This window comes from Methanolobus halotolerans (assembly GCF_004745425.1).
GTDB classification, from domain to species: Archaea; Halobacteriota; Methanosarcinia; order Methanosarcinales; family Methanosarcinaceae; genus Methanolobus; species Methanolobus halotolerans.
Map to the genome: position 1 here is coordinate 182191 of NZ_PGGK01000002.1, position 22719 is coordinate 204909.

Annotated in this window: 27 protein-coding genes and 1 tRNA gene; 7 read left to right on the plus strand and 21 right to left on the minus strand. The window is 44.8% G+C overall.

Annotated elements, in window-relative coordinates:
• Positions 1-33 precede the first annotated feature (33 nt).
• On the minus strand, positions 34-747 hold the full coding sequence (gene purC / locus CUN85_RS02530) for a phosphoribosylaminoimidazolesuccinocarboxamide synthase (RefSeq protein WP_135388674.1): 714 nt from the start codon (positions 745-747) through the stop codon (positions 34-36).
• A gap of 143 nt (positions 748-890) precedes the next feature.
• On the opposite strand from purC, the gene nikR reads away from it, so the two are divergent.
• Positions 891-1310 carry a nickel-responsive transcriptional regulator NikR gene (gene nikR, locus CUN85_RS02535; RefSeq protein ID WP_135388676.1) on the plus strand — a complete coding sequence of 140 codons (420 nt, stop codon included), beginning with the start codon at positions 891-893 and terminating at the stop codon, positions 1308-1310.
• A 4-nt stretch (positions 1311-1314) separates the two neighbouring features.
• Here the strand turns inward: nikR and CUN85_RS02540 are convergent, their stop codons facing one another.
• The 8 genes from CUN85_RS02540 to CUN85_RS02570 form a co-directional block, all read right to left on the minus strand.
• A complete protein-coding gene (locus CUN85_RS02540; RefSeq protein WP_135388678.1) occupies positions 1315-1686 on the minus strand; it encodes an ArsR/SmtB family transcription factor in 372 nt (123 codons plus the stop codon).
• Positions 1687-1780: 94 nt separating this feature from the next.
• A complete protein-coding gene (locus CUN85_RS02545) occupies positions 1781-4474 on the minus strand; it encodes a cation-translocating P-type ATPase (protein ID WP_135388680.1) in 2694 nt (897 codons plus the stop codon).
• A 57-nt stretch (positions 4475-4531) separates the two neighbouring features.
• On the minus strand, positions 4532-5395 hold the full coding sequence (locus CUN85_RS02550; RefSeq protein ID WP_135388682.1) for a carbohydrate kinase family protein: 864 nt from the start codon (positions 5393-5395) through the stop codon (positions 4532-4534).
• An 81-nt stretch (positions 5396-5476) separates the two neighbouring features.
• Entirely contained in the window at positions 5477-5941 is a 465-nt protein-coding gene (locus CUN85_RS02555) for a PAS domain-containing protein (protein ID WP_135388684.1), read from the minus strand.
• Between the two features lie 314 nt (positions 5942-6255).
• Positions 6256-6399, minus strand: coding sequence for a hypothetical protein (locus CUN85_RS12910; protein WP_167848766.1), 144 nt, complete (start codon positions 6397-6399; stop codon positions 6256-6258).
• Positions 6400-6511: 112 nt separating this feature from the next.
• A complete protein-coding gene (locus CUN85_RS02560) occupies positions 6512-6787 on the minus strand; it encodes a ferredoxin-thioredoxin reductase catalytic domain-containing protein (RefSeq protein WP_135388686.1) in 276 nt (91 codons plus the stop codon).
• 49 nt (positions 6788-6836) lie between these two features.
• Entirely contained in the window at positions 6837-8051 is a 1215-nt protein-coding gene (locus CUN85_RS02565; protein WP_135388688.1) for an FprA family A-type flavoprotein, read from the minus strand.
• 15 nt (positions 8052-8066) lie between these two features.
• Positions 8067-8555, minus strand: coding sequence for a ferritin family protein (locus tag CUN85_RS02570; protein ID WP_135388689.1), 489 nt, complete (start codon positions 8553-8555; stop codon positions 8067-8069).
• 287 nt (positions 8556-8842) lie between these two features.
• Between CUN85_RS02570 and CUN85_RS02575 the strand changes: the two genes are divergently transcribed.
• Together CUN85_RS02575 and CUN85_RS02580 are read left to right on the plus strand one after the other, a co-directional pair.
• Positions 8843-9946: an inositol-3-phosphate synthase gene (locus CUN85_RS02575; RefSeq protein WP_135388691.1), complete on the plus strand. Its 1104-nt coding sequence runs from the start codon at positions 8843-8845 to the stop codon at positions 9944-9946.
• Positions 9947-9958: 12 nt separating this feature from the next.
• On the plus strand, positions 9959-10780 hold the full coding sequence (locus CUN85_RS02580; protein ID WP_135388693.1) for a hypothetical protein: 822 nt from the start codon (positions 9959-9961) through the stop codon (positions 10778-10780).
• A gap of 27 nt (positions 10781-10807) precedes the next feature.
• Here CUN85_RS02580 and afpA read toward each other — a convergent pair whose 3' ends face one another.
• The 8 genes from afpA to CUN85_RS02620 form a co-directional block, all read right to left on the minus strand.
• Positions 10808-11353, minus strand: coding sequence for an archaeoflavoprotein AfpA (afpA, locus tag CUN85_RS02585; RefSeq protein ID WP_135388695.1), 546 nt, complete (start codon positions 11351-11353; stop codon positions 10808-10810).
• Between the two features lie 55 nt (positions 11354-11408).
• Entirely contained in the window at positions 11409-12077 is a 669-nt protein-coding gene (locus CUN85_RS02590; protein WP_235856159.1) for a ferredoxin--NADP reductase, read from the minus strand.
• A 35-nt stretch (positions 12078-12112) separates the two neighbouring features.
• The gene (locus CUN85_RS02595) at positions 12113-12739 is read right to left on the minus strand and encodes a flavodoxin family protein (RefSeq protein ID WP_135388697.1); all 627 of its coding nucleotides are present in this window, start codon (positions 12737-12739) and stop codon (positions 12113-12115) included.
• Positions 12740-12761: 22 nt separating this feature from the next.
• Positions 12762-12953 (minus strand): 4Fe-4S dicluster domain-containing protein, encoded by a 192-nt coding sequence (locus CUN85_RS02600; RefSeq protein ID WP_135388699.1) that lies wholly within the window; start codon positions 12951-12953, stop codon positions 12762-12764.
• 3 nt (positions 12954-12956) lie between these two features.
• The gene (locus CUN85_RS02605; RefSeq protein ID WP_235856160.1) at positions 12957-14363 is read right to left on the minus strand and encodes a multiheme c-type cytochrome; all 1407 of its coding nucleotides are present in this window, start codon (positions 14361-14363) and stop codon (positions 12957-12959) included.
• A 125-nt stretch (positions 14364-14488) separates the two neighbouring features.
• Positions 14489-14860 carry a carboxymuconolactone decarboxylase family protein gene (locus CUN85_RS02610; protein ID WP_135388701.1) on the minus strand — a complete coding sequence of 124 codons (372 nt, stop codon included), beginning with the start codon at positions 14858-14860 and terminating at the stop codon, positions 14489-14491.
• Positions 14861-14886: 26 nt separating this feature from the next.
• Complete coding sequence (locus CUN85_RS02615) at positions 14887-15105, minus strand: DUF2180 family protein (protein ID WP_135388703.1); 219 nt, start codon at positions 15103-15105, stop codon at positions 14887-14889.
• Between the two features lie 8 nt (positions 15106-15113).
• Positions 15114-15353 carry a DUF2180 family protein gene (locus CUN85_RS02620; protein WP_135388895.1) on the minus strand — a complete coding sequence of 80 codons (240 nt, stop codon included), beginning with the start codon at positions 15351-15353 and terminating at the stop codon, positions 15114-15116.
• Positions 15354-15608: 255 nt separating this feature from the next.
• On the opposite strand from CUN85_RS02620, the gene mer reads away from it, so the two are divergent.
• From mer to CUN85_RS02635, 3 genes are read left to right on the plus strand one after another with little or no spacing between them, the layout of a single operon-like run.
• Entirely contained in the window at positions 15609-16589 is a 981-nt protein-coding gene (gene mer, locus CUN85_RS02625) for a 5,10-methylenetetrahydromethanopterin reductase (protein ID WP_135388705.1), read from the plus strand.
• Positions 16590-16616: 27 nt separating this feature from the next.
• A complete protein-coding gene (gene fpoF / locus CUN85_RS02630) occupies positions 16617-17645 on the plus strand; it encodes a F420H2 dehydrogenase subunit FpoF (protein WP_135388707.1) in 1029 nt (342 codons plus the stop codon).
• Between the two features lie 32 nt (positions 17646-17677).
• Positions 17678-18199, plus strand: coding sequence for a nicotinamide-nucleotide adenylyltransferase (locus tag CUN85_RS02635; protein WP_135388709.1), 522 nt, complete (start codon positions 17678-17680; stop codon positions 18197-18199).
• Positions 18200-18261: 62 nt separating this feature from the next.
• Here CUN85_RS02635 and arsM read toward each other — a convergent pair whose 3' ends face one another.
• The 4 genes from arsM to CUN85_RS02655 form a co-directional block, all read right to left on the minus strand.
• Positions 18262-19293 (minus strand): arsenite methyltransferase, encoded by a 1032-nt coding sequence (gene arsM / locus CUN85_RS02640; RefSeq protein WP_135388711.1) that lies wholly within the window; start codon positions 19291-19293, stop codon positions 18262-18264.
• A 100-nt stretch (positions 19294-19393) separates the two neighbouring features.
• On the minus strand, positions 19394-20182 hold the full coding sequence (locus tag CUN85_RS02645) for a PhzF family phenazine biosynthesis protein (protein ID WP_135388713.1): 789 nt from the start codon (positions 20180-20182) through the stop codon (positions 19394-19396).
• A gap of 61 nt (positions 20183-20243) precedes the next feature.
• Entirely contained in the window at positions 20244-21677 is a 1434-nt protein-coding gene (cysS, locus tag CUN85_RS02650; RefSeq protein ID WP_135388715.1) for a cysteine--tRNA ligase, read from the minus strand.
• Positions 21678-21721: 44 nt separating this feature from the next.
• Positions 21722-21794, minus strand: a tRNA-Cys gene (locus CUN85_RS02655).
• 230 nt (positions 21795-22024) lie between these two features.
• Between CUN85_RS02655 and CUN85_RS02660 the strand changes: the two genes are divergently transcribed.
• The gene (locus tag CUN85_RS02660) at positions 22025-22321 is read left to right on the plus strand and encodes a hypothetical protein (RefSeq protein WP_135388717.1); all 297 of its coding nucleotides are present in this window, start codon (positions 22025-22027) and stop codon (positions 22319-22321) included.
• The last annotated feature ends 398 nt before the right edge of the window (positions 22322-22719 follow it).

Sequence of the window (22719 nt, forward strand, 5' to 3'; positions counted from 1 at the left end):
ATGTAAAAATAGAATAAGAACCTTTTTCGGTCCTTATTCGAATATCTCAGGCACTATGCGCCTTGCAACTTCTTCGTATGCCTTGGAGAGATCGCCTTTGTCAAACCGGAAGATGTCTTTGTCCATGGACTGTCCTGTGCTCTTGTCCCAGAGCCTGCAGGTGTCGCATGATATCTCATCAGCTACCACGATCTCCCCGCCCTTTCTTCCGAACTCAAGTTTGAAATCGGGGAGAAGGAATCCTTTCTCATCAAGGTATTTCACAAGGATGTCATTTATCCTAAGTGCCATTTCACGTATCTGTGCTATCTCTTCATATGTTGCTATTCCCATGGCAACGGCAATGTCTTCGTTTAGCATCGGGTCGCCGTATTCATCGCTCTTGTAGTCCAGGACTATAACAGGCTTCGCAAAAACAGTTCCTTCCTCGATAGGATATTTACGTGTGATCGAACCTGCTGCGATATTACGTGGTATTACCTCAATGGCCACTATTTCCACAGCATCCACAAGCATGTCTGTGTCTGACACCATTTCTATATAGTGGGTCTTTATGCCTTCTTCCTCGAGCATCTCGAAGAGTTTTCTGGAGATCTGGGCGTTATAGTAACCTTTCTTAGAAGCCTCACTCTTTTTCTTGCCGTCAAATGCTGTCAGGCTGTCCCTGAACTGAGCAATGAACTTCTTTTCATCATCTGTCTTGTAAATTGTCTTTGCTTTACCGGAATACAGTTCTTCTCTTTTCATCGGCATCACTCTTCGAATAAGGCTTTTTATGTTCTAATGCTTTATGCTTAATATAGTATAATTATTTATGTCTTAACTTGTGTACTATAATTGCATACAAAATGTTATTATTTCGACATGGATAAACATTTAAGGTGATCTCATTGGACCAGGAACTTATGCGTATAGGTGTATCACTTCCGGAAAACCTTCTTACCAAGTTTGACACGATTATAGAGAAAAGAGGCTATTCTTCCCGATCAGAGGGCATCAGGGATGCTATAAGGAACTATATTACACACTACGAATGGATGAGCGATGTGAAAGGCAGGCGAGTAGGTACTATCACCTTGATATACGACCATACAAAGCGGGGTCTTTCCAGCGCCCTGACAGATATACAGCATGACTATGCACATCTTATAAAATCAGCGATCCACATACATCTGGACCATGATAACTGTCTGGAGGTTATCATACTTGACGGGGAAGGGGAAGAGGTCAAATCCATTGCAGAAAGGATCATGTCATTGAAAGGTGTTACCTACGTAAAACTGAATACCGCACTTCCTGCTGAAAGCTGAGAAACTATAACTTGCCCTGCAGATTTTCACTAAAGGACGATTCCATCGTCCTTAAAAGGCTTTCACCAAAATCCGTTAAGCAGTACATCTGGAAGTTGCGTTCCCTTTTTGATTCTACCAGGCTTGCATCCTTGAGCAGTTTCAGATGGTATGAGAGTGCCGAATGTTTGTAGTCGGTGATCTCCACCAGCACGCAGACACATAGATCGCTCACCCAGAGGGCCTTAAGTATGTGAATTCTTACCGGATCAGACAATATTTTAAAAAGAGATACCAAAGAACCCACGTCTTCCTGCATTGCCTCATGTACTTTTAAAGTTACCTCATCCGGAAGAAAGTAGGGATCCGGATGCTCCCGGGTTGGTTCTGTTTTCATCTGTTTGACTATTGTCGTTGTGGGTTAATAAGTTTTGTAACCTTTTTGAATCGTAACATATAATAAACTTTTAACCCACCAGCATTTCCTGTTTTCATTTAACACCTCTTGTTACGGCCTTGACACCCTCTATAGCAAGCATCGTGCAAAATGCAACTCCAAGAGGCAGCAACCACTGTTGAAGGCTCAGAGGCACAAGCTCGAATACTTCACTGAGGAACGGGATATACATTGCAGACAGTGTCAGCAGGAAACTGACAACCACACCACCGAGCATTACCCTGTTAGTGAAAAAACCCCTGCTGAATATGGACTTTTCAAGGGATCTGAAAGCAAAGGGTACGAACAGTATCATGCTGACCACAGTTGCAAAGGTAAGTGTCCTTGCAAGCTGTGTGTTCTCGGCAGGGTTGCTGGATATAAAGACCAGGAATGCCGCAGAAGCCATTACAACAGCATTGCTCACCATCATTACAAGATTACGCCTGTTAAGAATACTCTCCTTCGGATCTCTCGGGGCACGGTCCATTACACCTTTTTCCGGCGGGTCAAGCCCCAGACCTATGGACGGCATGATCTCACTGAACATGTTAATGAACAGTATCTGCAAAGCCAGCAGGGGAATTAGTTCAAAACCGAGCAGAGTGATACCCAGCAGTATTAGTATGACCTCGGTAAAGTTCCTTGAGATAAGATAGGTTGTGAATTTCTCGATGTTGTCATAGATCGCTCTTCCCCTCTTAACAGCTTCCACAATGGTCGCAAAATTATCATCCTGCAGCACCATGACACTGGACTCCTTTGAAACATCCGTGCCTTTAATACCCATAGCAATACCAATGTCAGCCTTCTTCAGTGCAGGAGCATCATTGACACCATCACCGGTCATAGCAACGATATGCCCGTTTTTCTGCAATGTCTTAACAATTCTTAACTTCTGTTCGGGCATCGTCCTTGCATAGATATTGATGTGGTCGGCCAGCACTTCGAACTCCTCGTCATCCAGTTCGTCGAGTTCCTGACCCGTGACCGCGCAATCCTCCATTATTCGCCGGACCTTCTCTTCATCGGCAACGTTTACATGCGCGGGTATACCGCATTCCGCCCTGTGATCAAAAAGGCCGATACTGGCACCTATAGCCTTTGCAGTTTCCTGATTGTCCCCTGTGATCATGACCACCTTGATACCGGCCTTATGACTTGTGCTCACAGCTTCCTTTACCTCTTCACGGGGCGGGTCTATCATTGCTACAAGTCCCAGAAATACCATATTTTGCTCAATTGCATCTTCAGAGGACATATCCGGATCCTCCCTGTATGCAATACCAAGTACACGATAAGCAGAGGATGCGAACTCCATGTTCTTATCCATTATATGCTTACGTTTTTCATCATTCAGAGAAACGGACTCCCCACTTATCTCCATACGGTCACAACCGTCGAGGACAGTTTCAGGAGCACCTTTTGTAAAAGATATCAGACTGCCTTCTCTTTCATGCACAGTTGTCATCTGTTTTCTTTCAGAAGTGAATGTAACCTCTTCAGTTCTAGGTTGGGAGTCTTCAAGGTCGTCTTTCCAGAAATCGGCCTTTGCGGCGGCCACCGTGAGTGCAATCTCCGTCGGATCGCCTACAACGTCCCATTCATCTCCCCTTTTCTCCAGGGACGAATTGTTACACAGAGCTATGGCCTGAAGCAGCCTTTCTACTGTAGGATCCTGTTTGACATCAAACTGCTGTTCGTCCTTAAGGAACTCTCCCTTTGGTGCATATCCCGATCCAGTGACCTCAATTATGTTTTCATTCACGAAAATCTTTTCAACGGTCATTTCATTCCTGGTGAGTGTGCCTGTCTTGTCAGTACAGATGATATCCGTCGAACCAAGGGTCTCGACCGCCAGCATCTTCCTGATAATAGCTTTATGATGCGCCATCTGCCTCATCCCAAAGGCAAGGGTCAGTGTCATGGTGAGCGGCAGCCCTTCGGGAACAGCTCCCACTGCAAGTGCAATAGCAATCAGGAGCATCTCCTCGAGAGGAGCACCTTCGACCAGCCCGAGGACAAGCGTGAAGAGCGAAGCAACCAATGCAAGAATTGCAAGGCTGCGTGATAGATTTGCTATCTTTTTCTGAAGAGGGGTGTCCTCACTTTTTACCTGGATAAGGCCTGCTATCTGACCCAACTTAGTATCCATTCCGGTATTGACGACCACCGCCCTGCATTTCCCATGCACTACCTGGGTACCTGCAAATATCTTTTCGGATTTGCCTTTACCTACCGGATGACTTTCTCCCGTCAGGGCGGATTCGTCCACCCTCAAGGCAACACTTTCAAAAACAACCGCATCGCCTGAAATTTTATCTCCGCTCTCCAGAACCAGTATGTCCCCCGGAACGATCTCCTTTGTCTTGATATTTCGTGGCTTGCCCTCTCTGACCACTGTAGTCTCAGGCTGGACTATCTTCTGAAGGGATTCCATGGCTTTTTCGGCACGGTATTCCTGGAAAAAGCCGAGCATAACAACAATGAAGGTAATTACCATTATTACCCAGAAATTAATGACCTCCTCAACCAGCAAAGAAAGGAATGCCGCTGCGATAAGTACCCATATTATAAAATTTTTGAACTGTCTTACGAAAACATCCTTTGTTGTGGTCTTCTTTGTCTCCTTAAGTTCATTCATTCCGTATTTATCGAGACGTTCACGGACCTGCTCCTCGGTTAGTCCTTTTTCAGAACTGTCGACATCTGCGAATACTTCTTCGATCTTCTCTGAACCTTCGGCCACTCGGGCTCCCCCATTAAGCTTAAGGATTGTCTATATAATCAACTGTAACTGTCGCTTTTAAATTTTGCCGGCAAAAACTTCAGAAATATAATTTTCATTCCTTTTGCAGGTTTCCGAAGCAAAGTCTATACCCCTCCCGATAATCTGGTCCCAGACAGGTTCCGGGATATTCTCGGCTTTCCCGGGCGAGAGGCTTTCCCTGAGGAACTGGTAGATGATACCTGCATTGAAATTATCCCCGGCACCGACAGTGCTGACCGTGAGAATATCAGGTGTCCTGTAATACTTTGACAGGGCGGATGTTCTCAGGTAGATACCTTCTTCACCGGTAGTGTATATCAGAGACATACAACCTTTGTCGCGCACATATTCATATGCATCATCTGCATTCAGGGTCCCTTTGATATTCATCATATCCTCATCAGATGCCCTGACAATGTCGGCGAATCCTATGTTCTCGCAAACCAGCTGTTCTGTTTCTTCAGGTGATCGCACACTAGAAGGTCTGAAGTTGGGATCATATAGTATGGCCGCACCTGCCTTTTTTGCTGCATCGAGCAGTTCTCTGAGTTCGGACCTTACCCCTTTTGAGAGAGCAAGGATCGAACCGAACATTACAATATCTTCGGTGCCGGGGTCTCTGATCTTTTTAAGATTCCTTTTTTCAGGCAGATCTTCATAAAAGCTATATCTGGCATCATTCTCACTATTCAGAAAAGCCAGTGCCAGAGGAGACTTCCTGCCTTGATGGATGGACACATATTCAGTGGAAACACGGTTTTTATCCAGAAACCGGAGGATCATTTTACCCACATCATCATCTGCAAACTCGGTTAAAAGCGATACTTCTACTCCTGCCCTACCAAGGGATACGGCACTATTGAGCATGGATCCGCCGGGACAGGCAGAAAGTATACTCATGTTCTTGAAAACAATATCCAGAAAAGCCTCACTGATAGCAAATACCCGGGATATGCTCTCACCTCAGAACAGCGTTAATATTCACTGCTCTTCAATCTCCTTCAGTGTTCCTGTATAGTAAACCGGCCTTCCTTCTTCATTCCTGAAAATTGAGGTATTCTCCTCGACCCACCTTACCTGTCCTTTCCGGGTCCTTATCCTGTATGTCTGGGAGAACTCATAGGCTCCTTCCCTGGCATTCTCCTGGAGTTCAAGTAGTGCACCTGCAGCATCTTCAGGATCTATGATATCCTCATAAGCAAGTTTTCCGGTATAGAAGTCCTTTGCACAATACCCGAATTCCGAGACCTTCTCAGATATGAATTCAACCGCCCCTCCCTCTTTCGCCTCCCTGACAAAAGCAATTACAGGAATATAGTTGATAAGTTCCTCAAGGGCCCTTGTATACATTTCAAAGCCATGTATGGTACTTACAGGCTGTACCTTTTCATTATAGTTGTCTTCAAGAGATATTTGCTCTTCAAGTTCTGTCTCGTTCCTTACCATTCACACTACCCCGGACCGTGATACATCATAGTTCGCGGTACGCCCCCTATTAATCTTTCATGCTATGATTTAAGTAGTTAATGACCCACTCCATGCAGCACCGGTCACTGCAAGGAGTCTATAATGCTTTCCTTGTAGTGTATCGTTCTTTACAGTAAAAATGGGGATAATACTATAGAGATCACCACCATCAGGGCAATTGCTGAAAACATCTCTTCCCTGATAACACACGTTCCCTTCCGATATTGATGATTACAAGTTCCACACCTGCCCCTGGCATCATACCCACTCCGAATATCAGGCTATCCGCAGTGTCAAATCCAATTATTCGATTGTGTCGTTTTCCCCGAAACTGACAGCTCCACGGACATTATTTCACTTACATTGATATTTTTATATATATCGGACAGTTTGGAGCCGCTGCCCGGAGAATCCTTCTCTTTAGTTCCATTCTGCATTATCATTCTCCTTCATGCTGATAAGGAATTGGTTTTAAGTGATATATCCGGAGGGAAGATAAAGAACAATAAAAAATGTGCCCGTTGCCGGGCTAAAATATAGCTTTTCTAATTAGCTGATGTAAAGTCCGCACTTGCAGGCACCACGAGTGGCAATATCCCTTGCCCTTGCGGCACATGGGCAGATAATCTTCTTATCTTTATCCTTGTCCCCGGTCCTCTTCTGACAGAAGCAGTACCATTCTCCGTATTGTTTTTTATTATTGGAGATAGCCTTGACCGCCGTGGTGATCACATCCCAGTCAGTGTTGAGCTTATATTCCGTTTTATCTGTGTTTTTCTTTGATCTTTCATAGAATTCTGCTTCAAGTTCGCCTTCGAATTTCATTTTTTACCACTTCTGTTTTACTAACATAGATTAAACTGTTCACATGAATTTAATAATTTGCCTCTTGCTTTGCCAGTTCTGCAAGTTTAATTCCAACGGTCTTGCATTGCTCAAGGTCCTCCTCAAACGGCCTGAACTTGACCTGCAGGCTTTCCTCAGGCATGTCGAACCTTGCTGACCCCAGTTCCTTTTCCATACCCTTGACTGCTCCTCCTCCCCAGCCATAGGAACCAAAAAGGAAGAATTTCTTACCTTTTGGCCGGAGTCCTGTTATATAAGTAAGGAAACCTGACACAGTATAGAACATCTTATTGTTCATGGTGGGAGATCCGATCGCGATCACCGAGGACTCCATGATCTCTTTCATGGTCATGCTCCAGTCATTTTTTCTCAGATGACGTAACCTGACCTCAACACCTGCTGACTGCACACCTTCAACTATTTCCTTTGCCATCTTCTCGGTGCTGCCCCACATGGTATCGTAAATGACCAGCACTTTCTGAGAGGATCCTCCCTTTGCCCACCTGCTGTATGCCCCGATCACCCCTGCAGGGTCTTTCCTCCATATCACACCGTGGGCAGGTGCTATCATTATATCAGTACCTATACCCAGCTCACCAAGTTTTTCCACGTACTTAAGCACCTGAGAACTAAATGGAAGTAATATGTTGGCATAATAAATAGCCGCATCCTCCATGACATCCTCAACTTCGTCATCAAAACGCTTGGAAGTAGCTATATGCTGGCCAAAGGCATCATTGGAGAACAGTATCTTGTCTTCCCGGACATATGTCTGCATACTGTCAGGCCAGTGAAGCATGGTGGCTTCGATGAACATCAGGGTCCTTTTGCCAAGGTTCAGTTCATCTCCTGTGCCGACGACCTGCAGGTCCCAATCCTCAAAGCCTTCTTCCTTATAATGCTCGTAAAGACCGGCCTTACCTTTGGATGATGCGAACAATTTTGCCTTTGGAGCGATCTGCATGATCTTTGATATGGAACTGGAATGATCCATTTCAACATGGTTGGAGATCACATAGTCTATCTTTGAGAGGTCGACTATCTGGCTTATGCGCTTGATCATCTCTTCTGCAAAAGGAGCTTTTACCGTATCTATGAGCGCTATTTTCTCGTCAACTACCAGATACGCATTGTAGCTCCCACCTTTAGGAGTCTCATAACCGTGGAAATCTCTCAGGTTCCAGTCAACAACACCCACCCAGTATATACCCTCGGCTACTTTCAATGGTTCATAATCGTCCATAGAAATACATCCATTTCATGTCTGCATCCTGAACTGGGTCTCATACTCAAGAAGTTCTTCTATAATCCTGTAATGACTTCTCTCGACATCTTCCATACTTTCGAAGAACTTCTTTTGTTCTTCATCCGTGGATCTCTTTGCCAGCTCAGCATAGAAGTACTCGCTCTTGTGTTCGAACCTGAGAGCCGCAAGCAGTATTCCGACCTCTTCAAGTGTTTTGCCGGAGAACTCTTCTTTGAATGAGACCTTGAACTCGGGATAATTGAACTCAACTACAGGTGCTTTCTTGGATTCTCTGTAATGCCGGAGGTACTCTGCATGCTTCTTCTCCTCTTCCGCAAGGAACATGTAAAGGTTAGTACCGGTTGCATGCTCCATGGCAGATGCCTTTTCCAGGTAGTATTTCCTTCCTTCTTCCTCAAGTTCAATTGCCATAGCAATTGCTTCATCTATCGATTCCATCCGGTCGAGCTCATCTGCTATTTCATGTAGAACATCTTTCATTTAAACATCTCCTGACAGAGTAAATATAATAGTTACCTAATAGTGCCGCATGTTTTTTTGCAGGACCAAAGAATAAAACCCACTGTATCTGCCTATCTGACTAAGGCTTAATATAACTTACGAAGGTTAGCCCCTGCCACAACCTCCTTCGAGATAATCCGATTTTAAGAAAAGGGTTACCTCTTCCTTTATTTAGAAACCTTTTTATCTAAAATAGCACATTTAAGAGTTTATATTTAATTAAATCCCAGAATTTTGAAAACTATTATTTTAGCAGAGGTAATGTAATGGACAAGATCAGGATAGCAATTGCAGGCATTGGCAATTGTGCAAGCTCCCTAATTCAGGGTATCGAGTATTACAAATCCAAGAATGAAAACGATGCTATAGGATTGATGCACTGGGATATTGGCGGTTACAAGCCCTATGATATAGAAGTAGTCTCAGCCTTTGACATCGATGACAGAAAGGTAGGTAAAGATGTTTCAGAGGCAATTTTCGAACTGCCTAACTGTACTACTGTTTTTTGCCCGGATATCCCGATAAGTGGCGTTAAGGTAAAAATGGGCTGTGTACTTGATGGTTTTTCTGAACATATGATCACTTACGATGAAAAAAGAACATTTGTACTGTCTGATAGGCCTGAAGCAACAAAAGAGGAAGTAGTCAGGGAACTTCAGGATTCCGGCGCGGATATACTTTTGAACTACTTGCCTGTAGGCTCCGAAGAAGCAACACGTTTCTACATGGATTGTGCACTTGAAGCAGGTGTCGCCTGTATCAACAATATGCCTGTGTTTATCGCAAGTGATCCCACATGGGCAAAGCGGTTTGAAGAAAAGGGCATACCGATCATCGGGGACGATATCAAAGCCCAGCTTGGTGCTACCATCACCCATCGTACACTGGCAGATCTCTTTAACAAACGAGGTGTGAAAATAGAGAGAACCTACCAGCTCAACACCGGCGGTAATACTGATTTCCTTAACATGCTCAACAGAAGCAGGCTCGCCTCTAAGAAAGAATCAAAGACAGAGGCTGTACAGTCGGTGGTTGGCCAGAGGATGGACGATGATAATATCCATGTAGGACCAAGTGACTACGTTCCATGGCAAAACGACAATAAAGTATGTTTCCTGAGAATAGAAGGTAAACTCTTTGGTGATGTTCCTATGAATCTGGAGTTGCGCCTTTCAGTTGAGGATTCACCGAATTCCGCAGGTGTGGTTATTGATGCTATCAGATGCTGCAAGCTCGCATTGAACCGTGGGACAGGCGGTATCCTCTATTCACCTTCAGCATATTTCATGAAACATCCGCCTAAGCAGTTCACAGATGACGAAGCTCATAAGATGACCCTTGAATTTATCTGTGGCGAGCGTCCCAACTGAAAGGTCGTTACCATGACACCGTCTGGAGTCAGGCACCGGATTTATGGTGTTGACTTCAGTGGTTCAAAGATAGCATGTAATAAGATATGGATCAGCGAAGCTGTTGTTCAAAATGGAATTCTCCGCATCATAAGTTGTTATCCTGTTAGAGACATAGTCCCGGATAACAAAAAGGACAGGGATTCATGCCTTCTGGCCCTGAGGTCACTTATCAGCAGCAGTAAAGACAGTGTTTTCGGGATGGATTTTCCTTTCAGCCTGCCCGGGGAACTGATGTTTGCCGACGACTGGAAATCCTTTATATTGGAATTTGCCGAAAGATACACTTCTCCCGAACATTTCCGCAACGAAATGAAAGCATCCATGCAGAACAGGGAACTTAAGCGCCTGACTGACACCGAGGTCAAAGCGCCTTTTTGTGTATACAACCTGAGATTATACAGGCAGACCTTTTTCGGCATCCGTGATGTTCTATTACCCTTGCTGAAAGAAAATAGTGCCTGCATGATACCGATGCACGGACCGACAGGAAACAAGCCATGGCTCATAGAGATATGTCCGGCCTCGACCTTGAAGAAAGAAGAACTTTACATACCGTATAAAGGAAAATCCCTCCGGGAAAAACAAGCAAGAGAATACATACTTGAAGAGATACAGAAGAAGGGAATCGTCACAACCCCTGCGATCAGGGACCTGGCTGTGAACGATCATGAAGGGGATGCACTGGACAGTATGATCGCGGCTTTTGCCGCTTCAAAGGCAGTCCCCGGACTGGAAATGACTCTGAATAAACTTCCGGATATTTATCGTCTGGAAGGTTATACTTTCTATTGAGTATATTATCAGGTATCCTGCAGGCATTTAAGTACGTTTTACTCCAACTATATCGTATATATCCTCCGGACTTTTCAGTACAGTGATGTTCTCCATCTGTGCAAGTTTTTCCGTATTGGTGATATCAACTTCCCTCATCTTGAGTTCCATTTCCCTTCCTTCTGGAGAATAAGTCTTGACACTACCCCTTTCCCTGTCAACTGCCAGGACATATACAGGTGTTTTTCCCTTTGCGGTCTGCGATACAGCATTGGTCACGAGCGTATCTGCAATTCCATATACGATCTTGGCAACGGTGTTCGCTGTAGCAGGTGCTATGATCAGCGCATCGTAGTATCCAACCTGAAGAGGACCGGCGATGAAAGGTGAGTTCGGGCCGCCTTCGGTCTTGAAGTTAGGGAAATCCTTCTGTATACTATCCCACATGTGATACCATTTCATAACCACTTCGCCGTCCTTTGAAAGGAAGACCATCATCTCGATATCGGTCTTCTTCTTGATATCCTTCATTATCTCATATGTTTCCTTGATCAGGTCTCCAGAACCTGTTATACCCCATGCTATCCTTTTCATTCAAATCCTCCTGTAATATATTTTTGTAATGGATAAAGTTGATTAAAATTGTAATTTAATATCCTGTGATCGATTCCTTTTTTATCTTCTCTTCTGGTATATCTATCGTATGAAGTATTTCCATCATTGATTCCACCATACCGGGAGGACCACAAACAAAGAAGTGTCTTGTTAGATAATCCGGAACCTGGTGCTTTATGATGCCTGCATTGATCCTCTCTCTGGAACCTTTCCAGTTTCCAGAAGCTCTTGTAAGGGTCTGGAATACCATGAGGTTGCGATTTTTGTGCATCATTTCTTCCAGTTCGTTCCAGAAGACCATATCTTCCTCTGTCTTGTCACTGCATATGAGCACCACGTCGGTATCCAGCCCCATGTCGGTACAATACCTGCAGATACTTCTCATAGGTGTGATACCTATGCCCCCGCTCAGGAGAACTATCCTGTCAAATTCTCCCTCAAAGCTCATCTTCCCGTATGGCCCGCTTATGCCGGCGGAATCCCCTGCTCTCATGGAATCGAGAGCGTTGGAGTATTCATGCCCTGTCAGCTTTTTTGTGAACTCAATATGGTCTTTTTCCGTCGGACTGCTTGAGAGACTGAAAGGTTTGCTGGCCTTCTTTCCAGCTACATCAATGGTGACTACTATATACTGTCCTGCTTTGAAATCAAATTTATCGGGCCGCCTGAACCTGAAACTTTTTATATTATGACTTCTTTGCAATATTTGAGTTACCCCACTCTCAAACTTCAGGATACTCACCCCTGTTGTATATTTTTCAGCAATTGTGCAGTCTCCATTAGTTTCTTCATTGTCCTGTGAAGACTCCTTATACCTTCCGGATCTTCAGCCACCCCTTCCGCACCCTTATCCCGGGACCAGAAAGTTCCTCCGAAGTTGGAGCCGAATGACCCTCCTCCCACAGGTATCATTTCATTGATGATATAAAATGCATGTATATCCTGTATAGCGGGTTCCTGACCACCGACCCGATCGCCACCCACGGCAGCAGCAGCACCTACTTTATTAAGGAATACCTTGGGATCACGTGCGACGACCGCACGGCACCTGTCCAGTATCGTCTTTGTCTGGGCACTGAGTGTACCCTGATATACCGGAGTGCCGATTATCCAGGCATCCGCCCATATCATCCTGTCATATAGTTCTACAAGGTCATCCTTGTGTATACACCCTTTTTTGGTGCGCACACAGTAATCGCAGTGGATGCAGAACTTCATGTTTTTTCCGCTGGCAGAAAAGTATTCGGTTTCCGCCCCGAATTTATCATTTGCATACTGAAGGGCATCATTGACTATGTAATCCGTAGCCTTTTTTCGTGGGCTGCCTGATATTCCCAGCAAACGGATACCTTGATCGTCTGACATGCTGGCACTCCTCATTTAATCTTTAGTCCAGGGTTATGGATTCTGTGGGACAGGCATCCACACAGTTTCCGCATTCAACACAATCATCAGGTCGTGCAATGACGGACTTCAGTTCCCCTGCCTCATTTTCTTCAATATCTATTACATCGGTCGGACACGATTCGGCACATGCGCCAATTCCTTCACATTTGTTCAAGTCTACTTTTGGTGGCATATTTTATCCTCCTTTCTTATTGTTTTTAAGTACATATATAATCAACAATAATGCAACTGCTATAAAAATAGTAAAACCGGGGGAAGACCGGGATTCGGTTCTGGATCCAGGTGGCGAACCCGGGTCGTAGATGACATTTGAGATCTCCGCCATATCAATAACAGGAACCTCATGAACACCTTCCCCGAAGAGATGATCGATCAGTTCCTGCGGAGCCGAACGATACTTCAGGATTGCATCAACCGTTACGGGATACACTGTGTTCTCAGGCATGAAGAATGTGTGCTCTTCACTTACGGTTTCTTTCGGCCCTATCCTGTTATCAGAAAGGACCCTGTCGGCAAGCCAGAAACTCAATGTGGGATCACCCTGATCGTCTCCGAGCACATTGTTATAGATTTTAAGTGCAGAGATAATGCCTCCTTTATTGTCTGTTCTTCCCGCATTATATATTTCGCGGCCTCCGGCATCAGTGACTCTTACTTCAAGCCAGATCTGCCGGATCTCAGAAACACCTGTGGGTATATTGTGACCGGCACCGGAGTTTGTTATAGAGACCTCAACCGTAACATCCTCACCTGTATGTGCCGTTTCCGGGGAACTCATATCAAGCGTTGCAGCCTTTTCAAGCCTCTCAATAGCCATCTTCTTTACATCATCGGCTCCGAGGATCCCCGTAACAAACGCATTCCCTCCCACTGTACTGTGCAGGGAGATATGATCCCTTTTCGGGGCACCCGACCCGGACCTCCCGGGATTTGCCTCGAATTCGGTTATGCCTGGTGTCATATGACAGTCCTGACAGGTCACGCCTTCCTGTGCATAGGTGCTGTTCTTCCATACGGGATATGTGTCATCGATCAGCAGTCCGTTAACAGGGTGTGAAACCTCATGACACATACCGCAGAACTCGGACTTTGTATGCAGATCAAGGTATTCAGAGTCATGATATGCAGATCTGGAATCATTAAAAGGACCCCATTTAGTGTCTCCGGGGGTGACTATGAAAGGCGCGTTGCCTGTGCCATTACTGCCTGATACTGTATGGCAGAAGTCACACTGCACTCCATCTTTTGCGATACCGCTCAACCGGGAGCCATCGGCAGGAGGAATCTCGCCTGAGACCACACCTATTGGCGTATGGCAGCGGGAGCAAAAAGAGTCAATCAAGCCGTCCGTATCCTGACTTGCAGTCTCGAATTCCTTAAGATAGAAAGGATCGGTATAGGCATTTGAATGCATTGTTCCATCCCATTGTGAGTGAATAATAGCATGGCACTGAATGCATCTGTCGGTACCGGTGAAGTCAGAAGATGATAGCTCCCCGGATGCTGTTGGTTCTGCTGCATTGGCACATCCAAGCAGTAGCATGATCACTGCGATCAGTATAAAGATTGATACGTGTTTCATACAGCCCCCTTTTGTACCCTGAAACAGATCGGTATCCCAATGCATTTACCGGCTGACAGATATTCTCGGGTAAAGACAAAGGATAGTAATATAAGGGGACTGGAATCCCCTTTTCTTTTCTCAGATCATTTTAACAATTTCAGTGCATCCCTACATGCTGCAACTGCCGGAGCACCGGATGTTATGAAGATAACATCCATGGTTTCCATAATCTCATCCTTTGTTGCACCATTCTTCAGAGCGCTCTTCATCTGTGATGCAACACAACGTTCACACTGCTTTGATGCAACAACCGCAAGAGCCATCAGGATCTTTGTTTTGGCCGGAAGTGCTCCGTCTTTGAGTATCTTGTTGTTGCACATATTATACTTCTTCAAAAACTCCGGCTCAAGCTCCCCGAGTGTTTCCAGTATCTGAGGTGTGAAACCCAGTTTATCTGACATATCGTCGATTATCTCTCTGTGCCCGCAACCTTTTCCTTTATTTTCTCCGCACATAATTCTATCTCCTTTAAATCCAGTGATCAGTCAAATCCGTCTACTATGGTCCGGTCCAGACAATACTGGCACATGAGCCTCGGAAGTCCCTTTGGAAGCCTTTCAACATGAGGAGGTTTTCCTACAGATACCGGCAGCTCAAACTCCTTTGAATGGTCTACGCAAAGACCCTTGCCGCAAACTATACACACGCATGCTGCTTCAGTTTCTTTTCCGTCTTCCATACAATCATAGCATTTCATCATGGTATCACCTAGTAGTTCTCCTTCAGAGCTTCATGGCAGGGTATACAGAGAACTTTCTTCATATGCTGTACATCCTCATATTTGCATTCTACTCCCATGCCGCACTTTAATTTTATACCATACTCCCCTTCCCAGACGGGGGTATCCTCCCTGACCAGATGATCCCTGCACACTCCTCTTCCGCAGACGATGCATATAGCTACAGTATCACTATCTTTTCCATTTTTAGAACATTCATAACATTTCATTACTATCACTTCGTTATTAATTTCATTCATCTATATATTTCACGGAACAGACCTAATTATGAAATTAACTGCTACTGATTATATCCCGATTCACGGATCTCTGGAATACACCCCCATTTAAATTTACTAGTTAATATCTTACATTTCAGTAAATATAGCTGTATCGGTAGTAAATTTTTCCTGAAAGATCAAACCAACAAACTTTTAAATATGTATAGATACCTGAATAGGAACACACTTTAGAGGAGGATTCAAATGACATTTGGAATTGAATTTGTACCAAGCGACCCCGTTTTGAAAATAGCTCACTATGCAAAACTTGCCGAACAGCAGGGTTTTGACAATGTATGGATCACAGACCACTATAACAACCGTGATGTATATTCAACTTTAACCGTGCTTGCAATGAACACAAACAGTATCAAGCTCGGAACAGGCGTCACAAATCCTTACACAAGGAATGCAGCTGTTACAGCATCAAGCATTGGTGCCGTCAACGAGATATCAGGCGGCCGTGCAATTCTCGGTCTCGGCCCCGGAGACAAGGCAACCTTTGATGCAATGGGCATCTCATGGGACAAACCACTGACAACAACAAAGGAAAGCATTTCAGCTATTCGTGGTTTCCTTGCCGGAGATAAGGTTAACCAGGATGGTTCAATGGTAAAGTTCAGCGGTGCAAAGATGGCATTCAAGACCGGTGATGTACCTATATACATGGGTGCACAGGGTCCTAAAATGCTTGAACTCTCAGGAGAAGTAGCAGACGGTGTACTTATCAACGCATCACATCCCAAGGACTTCGAAGTAGCTGTGCAGCAGATCGCATCTGGTGCAAAGAAGGCAGGACGCGACCCAAAGGAAGTTGACGTTGCAGCATACGCATGTTTCTCAATCGACAAGGACCCGGTAAAGGCAGCAAATGCAGCAAAGGTAGTAGTGGCATTTATCGTCGCAGGCTCCCCTGACATGGTACTTGAGCGCCACGGCATTGATGCATCAGTGAAAGGTGATATCGGCGGAGCTATCGCAAAGGGAGACTTCGGTTCACTCATGGGCGGTATGGTCACAAATGACATGATGGATGCATTCTCGATCTACGGAACACCTGATGACTGTAAGGCAAGGATCAATGACCTGCTTGACATCGGCGTAACACAGATTGTTGCAGGATCCCCGATCGGGCCAAACAAAGAGAAGGCGATCAAGCTCATCGGTAAAGAGATAATCGGATAAACAAAAAATGATAGTCGGAGGCAATTAATGGCCCATCCAAAAATATTAGAGGTCATTGAACACGACATCTGTACTGCTTGCGGGGCATGTGTATCAACATGCCCTGCCGGCGCTATTGTCATGAACAAGCGTGCAGAGATCCGTGACCCTGAGAATTTAGATTTGTACGTTAAAGGAGCAGCACCTGATGTATGTGAAGGATGTCTCACATGCGGAAGACTTTGCCCTGTGATCGACGGATATGTGGAAGATGAATTTACAAATGTGAAGGAATTCTTTGGAGCAAAGAGCAATATTGAAGGCCAGGATGGCGGTGTCACATCTATACTGGCAAAGGCTCTGCTAGAGTCTGGCACGGTGGATTGTATTGTTGGTATTACCAGGAATGATGAATGGGGTACCGAGCTTATTCTTATGACCGAGCCGGAAGATGTTGACAAGACAACAGGTACCAAATATACCTATGACTCTGTCCTTTCAGCCCTTAAAGAACCATTTGAGAAATACGATAAAATAGGTGTTATCGGTGTTCCCTGCCAGGCACATGGTGCACGCCTTATTTTCGAGAACGCAAGCGATAAGATAGTCGTGATCATTGGACTGCTGTGCATGGAAAGTTTCTACCATGACGTTATGACCGAGAAGATCGTTCCTGAGATAATGGGACTTAAACTTGAGGATGTCGTCAAGATGGACTTTGGCAAAGGTAAATTCTGGAACTACACAAAAGATGGTGAAGCCCACAGTGTGAAGATTCCCGAAATTGCCCACCATGCAAGGAACCCGTGCCATCACTGCTGTGACTATACATCAGTGTTTGCAGATATCTCGCTTGGATCGGTCGGTACCCCCGACGGATGGAACTCTGTGCTCATACGTACGGATGTAGGCAAAGAGGTATTCGAGCTTGTCAAGGATAAGGTCGAGATCATGGAAGATCCGAAACCAGGCATAGATCTTATAAAGAAACTTACAAAAATGAAACACGATAACAACGCAGAACACTATCTAGAAGTGTGTGAGAAGTTCACATTCGATGAATGTGGCATTCACTGATGGTTGTCACCATTTACTGATGGTTATCACATATGTACATGAGAAGAGCGTTCTATATAGGACGCTTTCAACCATTCCATCTCGGGCATTACTCAATCATTAAAAGTATTGCCCAGGATGTGGATGAACTGGTAATCGGCATTGGCAGTGCACAGAAAAGCCATGAACCAAAGAATCCTTTTACTGCCGGTGAACGTGTAATGATGATAAGGCATGCCCTCGAGGATGCCGATATCGCCCATTATGCAATACCCATTGAAGATCTTCAGAGAAACGCCGTATGGGTATCACATATTATTTCCATGACCCCGCCTTTTGATACAGTATATTCGAATAACCCTCTTGTCATCCAGCTGTTCAAAGAAGTCGGGATAGAGGTCAGGCAACCTCCCATGTATTACCGGAACAACGGATATTCCGGCAGGGAGATACGTAAGAGGATGATCGCCGAGGAGGACTGGAAGACCTTGGTACATCCTGCTGTTGCGGATGTCATAGAAGAGATCCACGGTGTGGAAAGATTAAAGCAGATATCCAAGACTGATATTGACTAGATATGAAGCTTCTTCTCTTCAGAGGCGAAAACTTTTTTGTCATGACATCACTCCTGCTGGCATCATTTCTTTCGCAGTTCGAGTTTAAGACTTTCCAGCGGATAGTCCGAATACTGCCTTTTACTGATATCCTTGTCCTCATCAATGATCCTAACTTGGAAACCCGCATCTTTTATTATCCGAAGATAATCATCTTTCAATAATGCACCCCCGACACATGCACATATAAGTTCCTCATTGTTTTTTTCCTCTTCTGTCAGCTCCTTCAACAGGACAATATCAGAAATGTACATCCTCCCATCATCCATGAGTACACGATATGCTTCCTTGAATACTCCGGATTTGTCAGGTGCGAGATTTATGACACAATTACTTATGATGACATCAATGGAATCTGTTTCAACCGGCAGGTCCTCTATATCCCCCTGCCTGAACTCCACATTCCCATACCCGTATTCCTTGGCATTTTTTCTGGCCCTTGCGATCATGTCCCCGGTCATGTCCACGCCAATTACCTTCCCGGCATCACCTACTTTTTTTGCAGCCAGGAAACTGTCGAACCCGGCCCCTGAACCCAGGTCGAGAACAGTGTCGCCTTCTTTTATCTCTCCAAGTGCCGTCGGGTTCCCGCACCCGAGCCCGAGGTTCGCTTCGGGGAATGATTGTGTATCTTCAGGTGAATATCCTATAGAGCTTGCTACATGTTCACGTGTAAGGTCTCCGCAGCATCCGCATCCCTGCACAACCCCCAATGCGATCTTGCCGTAGTTCTTCTTCACAACATCTTTCTTCGTATTCGCATCCATTGTGCTTCCCGGACAGCACGAGTCTACCTTTTCTACCCCGCATCTCTCAAGTGTTTCTTTCATCATATCATCCTTTATACTGTATATTACATATCTGCCGTCTTTCTCATACTGCAGGATTCCGGCCTCGACAAGTACCTTCAGGTGCCGGGATATGGTAGTCTGATCCTTTCCTGCAATCGCGGAAAAATCGCAGGCGCAGTGATCATGCTTCAAAAGACATCCTACAATCGTCAGTCGGGTCCTGTCCCCAAGGGCTTTGAAGAAGCTGGCTTTGTCCTTGCTCATTTAATATGTATATTTGTACATATGCACATATAATTGTTGCCATAATTATTGCCTAAATACCCCAAACCCATAAATATATAAAGAATTCAGTTTCGATTATTCAAACAAGCATATTCCCTTCAAGTACAGTAACAGCTTTTCCAAAAAGCCGTACCCTCTCGCCTTTGACCTGTACTTTTAGGTACCCTCCCCTGCGGGATGCCTGATATGCATTAAAATTATCCTTACCAAGCCTCTGCATCCAGTATGGGCCAAGACAGCAATGTGCCGAGCCGGTCACCTGATCTTCGGGGATACCTATTGCAGGAGCAAAGAGCCGGGATACAAAATCATATTCCCCGGAACAGGACATGGATGTCACGATCACACCTCTCTCAGTGACCTTTGCAAGCATGGACAGGTCTGGCTCAATGGACCTTAATTCCTTTTCAGACTCTATCTCGATAATATAATCAAAAGCATTCCTGCCAATGTATTTTGCTTCTATCCCCAGCGCCTCGATCAACCCTTCAGGCGCAACGGTTTCCTCTTCCGGGAGAACAGGCAGATCAAGCTCGATCCAGCCATCATTGAATTCAGCCGTGAGCACACCGCTTATAGTAAAGAAACTGGCAGTCTCACCCTTTCCAAGATATCCTTTTTCCCACAGTATATGGGCGCTTGCAAGAGTGGCATGTCCGCAAAGGGCAACTTCGGCATCAGGTGCGAACCAGCGCAGATTGTAAGCATCATCTTCCGGGTACAAAAAAGCGGTTTCCGGCAGTGACATTTCCCTTGCGACTTCCTGCATCCATTTCTCATCCGCAGGTTCTTCAAGAACACACACTCCTGCCGGGTTTCCTGAAAAGGGTCTGTCTGTGAAGGCATCGACCTGGCAGATCACAGCCATAGTCTATCGCCTTTGATCAATGTAAAGTAAATCGACAGTTGTTTCAGCTTTAAATATAATCTCATGTCCGCCTCCACCTGACACCTTCCTTCCCGTCCTCAATGAAAATACCCTTGTCCTGAAGCTCGTCCCGGATGGCATCTGCCCTTGCCCAGTCCTTAGCCTTGCGGGATTTTTCCCGCTGGTGTATCAGTTCCTCTATTTCTTCATCTGATGGTCCCTCTGCTATTTTCTCCCCGACGGCCATTTCCTTCCGGAAAACCCCAAGTACTTCGTCTATCTCCGAGAAAAAATCAAGTACTTTCCTGAGAGATTTTTTATCAGGGCCATTTGCAGATATGATGGCATTGACCCTGCGTGCAAACACGAAAAGATTTGCAAGGGCTTCTCTTGTATTGAAGTCCTCGTCCATGGAAGTTATGAACGAATCTCTGGCCTGACGTACCTGTTCTGAGAGGCCGTGATCACTGTCTTTATCAGGCGCTTCTTTCAGAGCGAATTTCAAATTGACAATCGTGTTTGCAATCCTTTCATAGGCCCTGCCAGCCTCTTCAAGGTGTTTCTCACTGAAATCTATTGTATTGCGGTAGTGAGTGTTCAGTATGAAGAACCTGATAACTTCAGGCGGGAACTCTTCGAGCACCTGCTTAATGGTAAAAAAATTGCCCAGGGACTTTGACATCTTCTCCTGGTCGATGGTAAGGAAACCATTATGCATCCAGTACTTGCTGAACGGTTGCAGACCGGTGTAACCTTCGGACTGCAGGATCTCCGCTTCATGATGAGGGAAGATCAGATCCACTCCCCCTCCATGGATATCCAGCTGTTGCGAGCCGTATTTCCTGGACATTACCGAACACTCGATATGCCACCCGGGCCGCCCCCTGCCCCATGGACTCTCCCAGCCCGGCTCGTCCGGGGAAGAGGACTTCCATAGCACGAAATCCAGCCTGTAATTCTTATCCTCCTCCACCTCCACACGGCTTCCCGAGCCTTCCAGCAGGCCTTCGACGGTCTGGTGGCTCAGTATCCCCACACGACCAAGGGAGCTTGTCAGATCATAGTAGACATTACCCACTTGTGTCGGATAGGCAAGTCCCCTGTCTATCAGCCCTTCTATCATCCCGATTATTTCAGGTATATGGTCGGTTACCAGGGGTTGTATATCAGGTCTTACTACATTGAGCCGGTCCATATCTTCAATAAAGGAGAGGGCGAATCTTGATGAAAGCTCAAATGGATCTACCCCGATTTCCCTTGCCCTGTTTATAATCTTGTCATCCACGTCGGTTATATTCGAAACGTATCTGACATCATATTTCCTGTAACCGAGATAGCGTCTGATAACATCAAATGAAATGTAACTCCTGGCATGCCCCAGATGACAGTGGTCATACACAGTGGGACCGCAGACATACATGTTTACCTTCATGTCATGCAGAGGGACAAAATCCTCCATCTGCCTTGTTAAAGTGTTGTAAACCCTGAGTACCATCGGACATCTCCATATCCATTTCTTGAAAATACTAATAAAAATAATGCCGAGGGGAAGATTCGAACTCCCGGAAAACCGCTCTGCAGGCGGTCACATTAACCACTCTGTCACCTCGGCAGCCTGCAAGGTAGAACCTGTTGATATGCAATGTTCACTGGTAGCCTTATCTAGTTTTTGCTTGGCTCAAAAATAGATGATGTTGCCACATTATCTTCCTTTGTTAATATGTCACAAACGAAAATGATGTTTGTGCCGAAAATATTTTATTTGTTAACCCCCTAATAATTTTGTATTATAATTTAATAACAAATCGGGTTGGTTAATATATGCTGACAAAAAATATTGATATGTTAAATGTAGCTGGAATTACGCTGTTCCTTCTAGGAATATCAGTCGGTACAATAGATTATTTTGTTAATTCGAACGATCATTCACTTGGATTGATCTTTATTTCGGTTGCAGCATTGTTCACATCCGTCAAAATGTTATCAAAACGCAATTTACCGGTATTGAAGTTACTTGTAGGTATTTCCCTGACACTTGCGTTATTTTCGCAGGCATATTTTATCGATAGTGAATATAGCGCAGCTCTGGGTCTTGTGATGTTCCTTACATCGGCTGTGGAATACAGGAAGACAGTTTAAAAAGCGCATGATGTAATCCTGTCATTTATTTAATTTTGAAGTTATTTACTAGCAATTGAACCCATGTTTGCCGATATTCATACATTGTGCTCTACAAGATATATTTTTTTCTACCGGTAAAGAAGATCAATTATAATATCTACTCCGGATTTTTTCTTTTGATCAGCCCCGGTTAGTTAGATAATGAAATCTGAAAACTTCTTTTCGAACGATCGTGAATACTGAGCAGTGTGTATAATACTTACATACTTTTATAAAATATAATTATATATATATATATATATATAGAACAATTCCTGATCACGCGAGTAACTGTAATTAAATACATAATAAGATAATATAAATACATATTATAAAATATGAAAACCTTAAGCAAATAACCTGCACAGATTGTTTGG

Excerpts from the sequence above, each read along its gene's own strand:
- purC (WP_135388674.1), bottom strand. The coding sequence starts at position 747 with ATGAAAAGAGAAGAACTGTATTCCGGTAAAGCAAAGACAATTTACAAG.
- CUN85_RS02540 (WP_135388678.1), bottom strand. The coding sequence starts at position 1,686 with ATGAAAACAGAACCAACCCGGGAGCATCCGGATCCCTACTTTCTTCCG.
- CUN85_RS02550 (WP_135388682.1), bottom strand. The coding sequence starts at position 5,395 with ATGAGTATACTTTCTGCCTGTCCCGGCGGATCCATGCTCAATAGTGCC.
- CUN85_RS02555 (WP_135388684.1), bottom strand. The coding sequence starts at position 5,941 with ATGGTAAGGAACGAGACAGAACTTGAAGAGCAAATATCTCTTGAAGAC.
- CUN85_RS12910 (WP_167848766.1), bottom strand. The coding sequence starts at position 6,399 with ATGCAGAATGGAACTAAAGAGAAGGATTCTCCGGGCAGCGGCTCCAAA.
- CUN85_RS02560 (WP_135388686.1), bottom strand. The coding sequence starts at position 6,787 with ATGAAATTCGAAGGCGAACTTGAAGCAGAATTCTATGAAAGATCAAAG.
- CUN85_RS02565 (WP_135388688.1), bottom strand. The coding sequence starts at position 8,051 with ATGGACGATTATGAACCATTGAAAGTAGCCGAGGGTATATACTGGGTG.
- CUN85_RS02570 (WP_135388689.1), bottom strand. The coding sequence starts at position 8,555 with ATGAAAGATGTTCTACATGAAATAGCAGATGAGCTCGACCGGATGGAA.
- CUN85_RS02575 (WP_135388691.1), top strand. The coding sequence starts at position 8,843 with ATGGACAAGATCAGGATAGCAATTGCAGGCATTGGCAATTGTGCAAGC.
- CUN85_RS02580 (WP_135388693.1), top strand. The coding sequence starts at position 9,959 with ATGACACCGTCTGGAGTCAGGCACCGGATTTATGGTGTTGACTTCAGT.
- afpA (WP_135388695.1), bottom strand. The coding sequence starts at position 11,353 with ATGAAAAGGATAGCATGGGGTATAACAGGTTCTGGAGACCTGATCAAG.
- CUN85_RS02595 (WP_135388697.1), bottom strand. The coding sequence starts at position 12,739 with ATGTCAGACGATCAAGGTATCCGTTTGCTGGGAATATCAGGCAGCCCA.
- CUN85_RS02600 (WP_135388699.1), bottom strand. The coding sequence starts at position 12,953 with ATGCCACCAAAAGTAGACTTGAACAAATGTGAAGGAATTGGCGCATGT.
- CUN85_RS02605 (WP_235856160.1), bottom strand. The coding sequence starts at position 14,363 with ATGAAACACGTATCAATCTTTATACTGATCGCAGTGATCATGCTACTG.
- CUN85_RS02610 (WP_135388701.1), bottom strand. The coding sequence starts at position 14,860 with ATGTGCGGAGAAAATAAAGGAAAAGGTTGCGGGCACAGAGAGATAATC.
- CUN85_RS02615 (WP_135388703.1), bottom strand. The coding sequence starts at position 15,105 with ATGATGAAATGCTATGATTGTATGGAAGACGGAAAAGAAACTGAAGCA.
- CUN85_RS02620 (WP_135388895.1), bottom strand. The coding sequence starts at position 15,353 with ATGAAATGTTATGAATGTTCTAAAAATGGAAAAGATAGTGATACTGTA.
- mer (WP_135388705.1), top strand. The coding sequence starts at position 15,609 with ATGACATTTGGAATTGAATTTGTACCAAGCGACCCCGTTTTGAAAATA.
- fpoF (WP_135388707.1), top strand. The coding sequence starts at position 16,617 with ATGGCCCATCCAAAAATATTAGAGGTCATTGAACACGACATCTGTACT.
- CUN85_RS02635 (WP_135388709.1), top strand. The coding sequence starts at position 17,678 with ATGTACATGAGAAGAGCGTTCTATATAGGACGCTTTCAACCATTCCAT.
- arsM (WP_135388711.1), bottom strand. The coding sequence starts at position 19,293 with ATGAGCAAGGACAAAGCCAGCTTCTTCAAAGCCCTTGGGGACAGGACC.
- CUN85_RS02645 (WP_135388713.1), bottom strand. The coding sequence starts at position 20,182 with ATGGCTGTGATCTGCCAGGTCGATGCCTTCACAGACAGACCCTTTTCA.
- cysS (WP_135388715.1), bottom strand. The coding sequence starts at position 21,677 with ATGGTACTCAGGGTTTACAACACTTTAACAAGGCAGATGGAGGATTTT.
- CUN85_RS02660 (WP_135388717.1), top strand. The coding sequence starts at position 22,025 with ATGTTAAATGTAGCTGGAATTACGCTGTTCCTTCTAGGAATATCAGTC.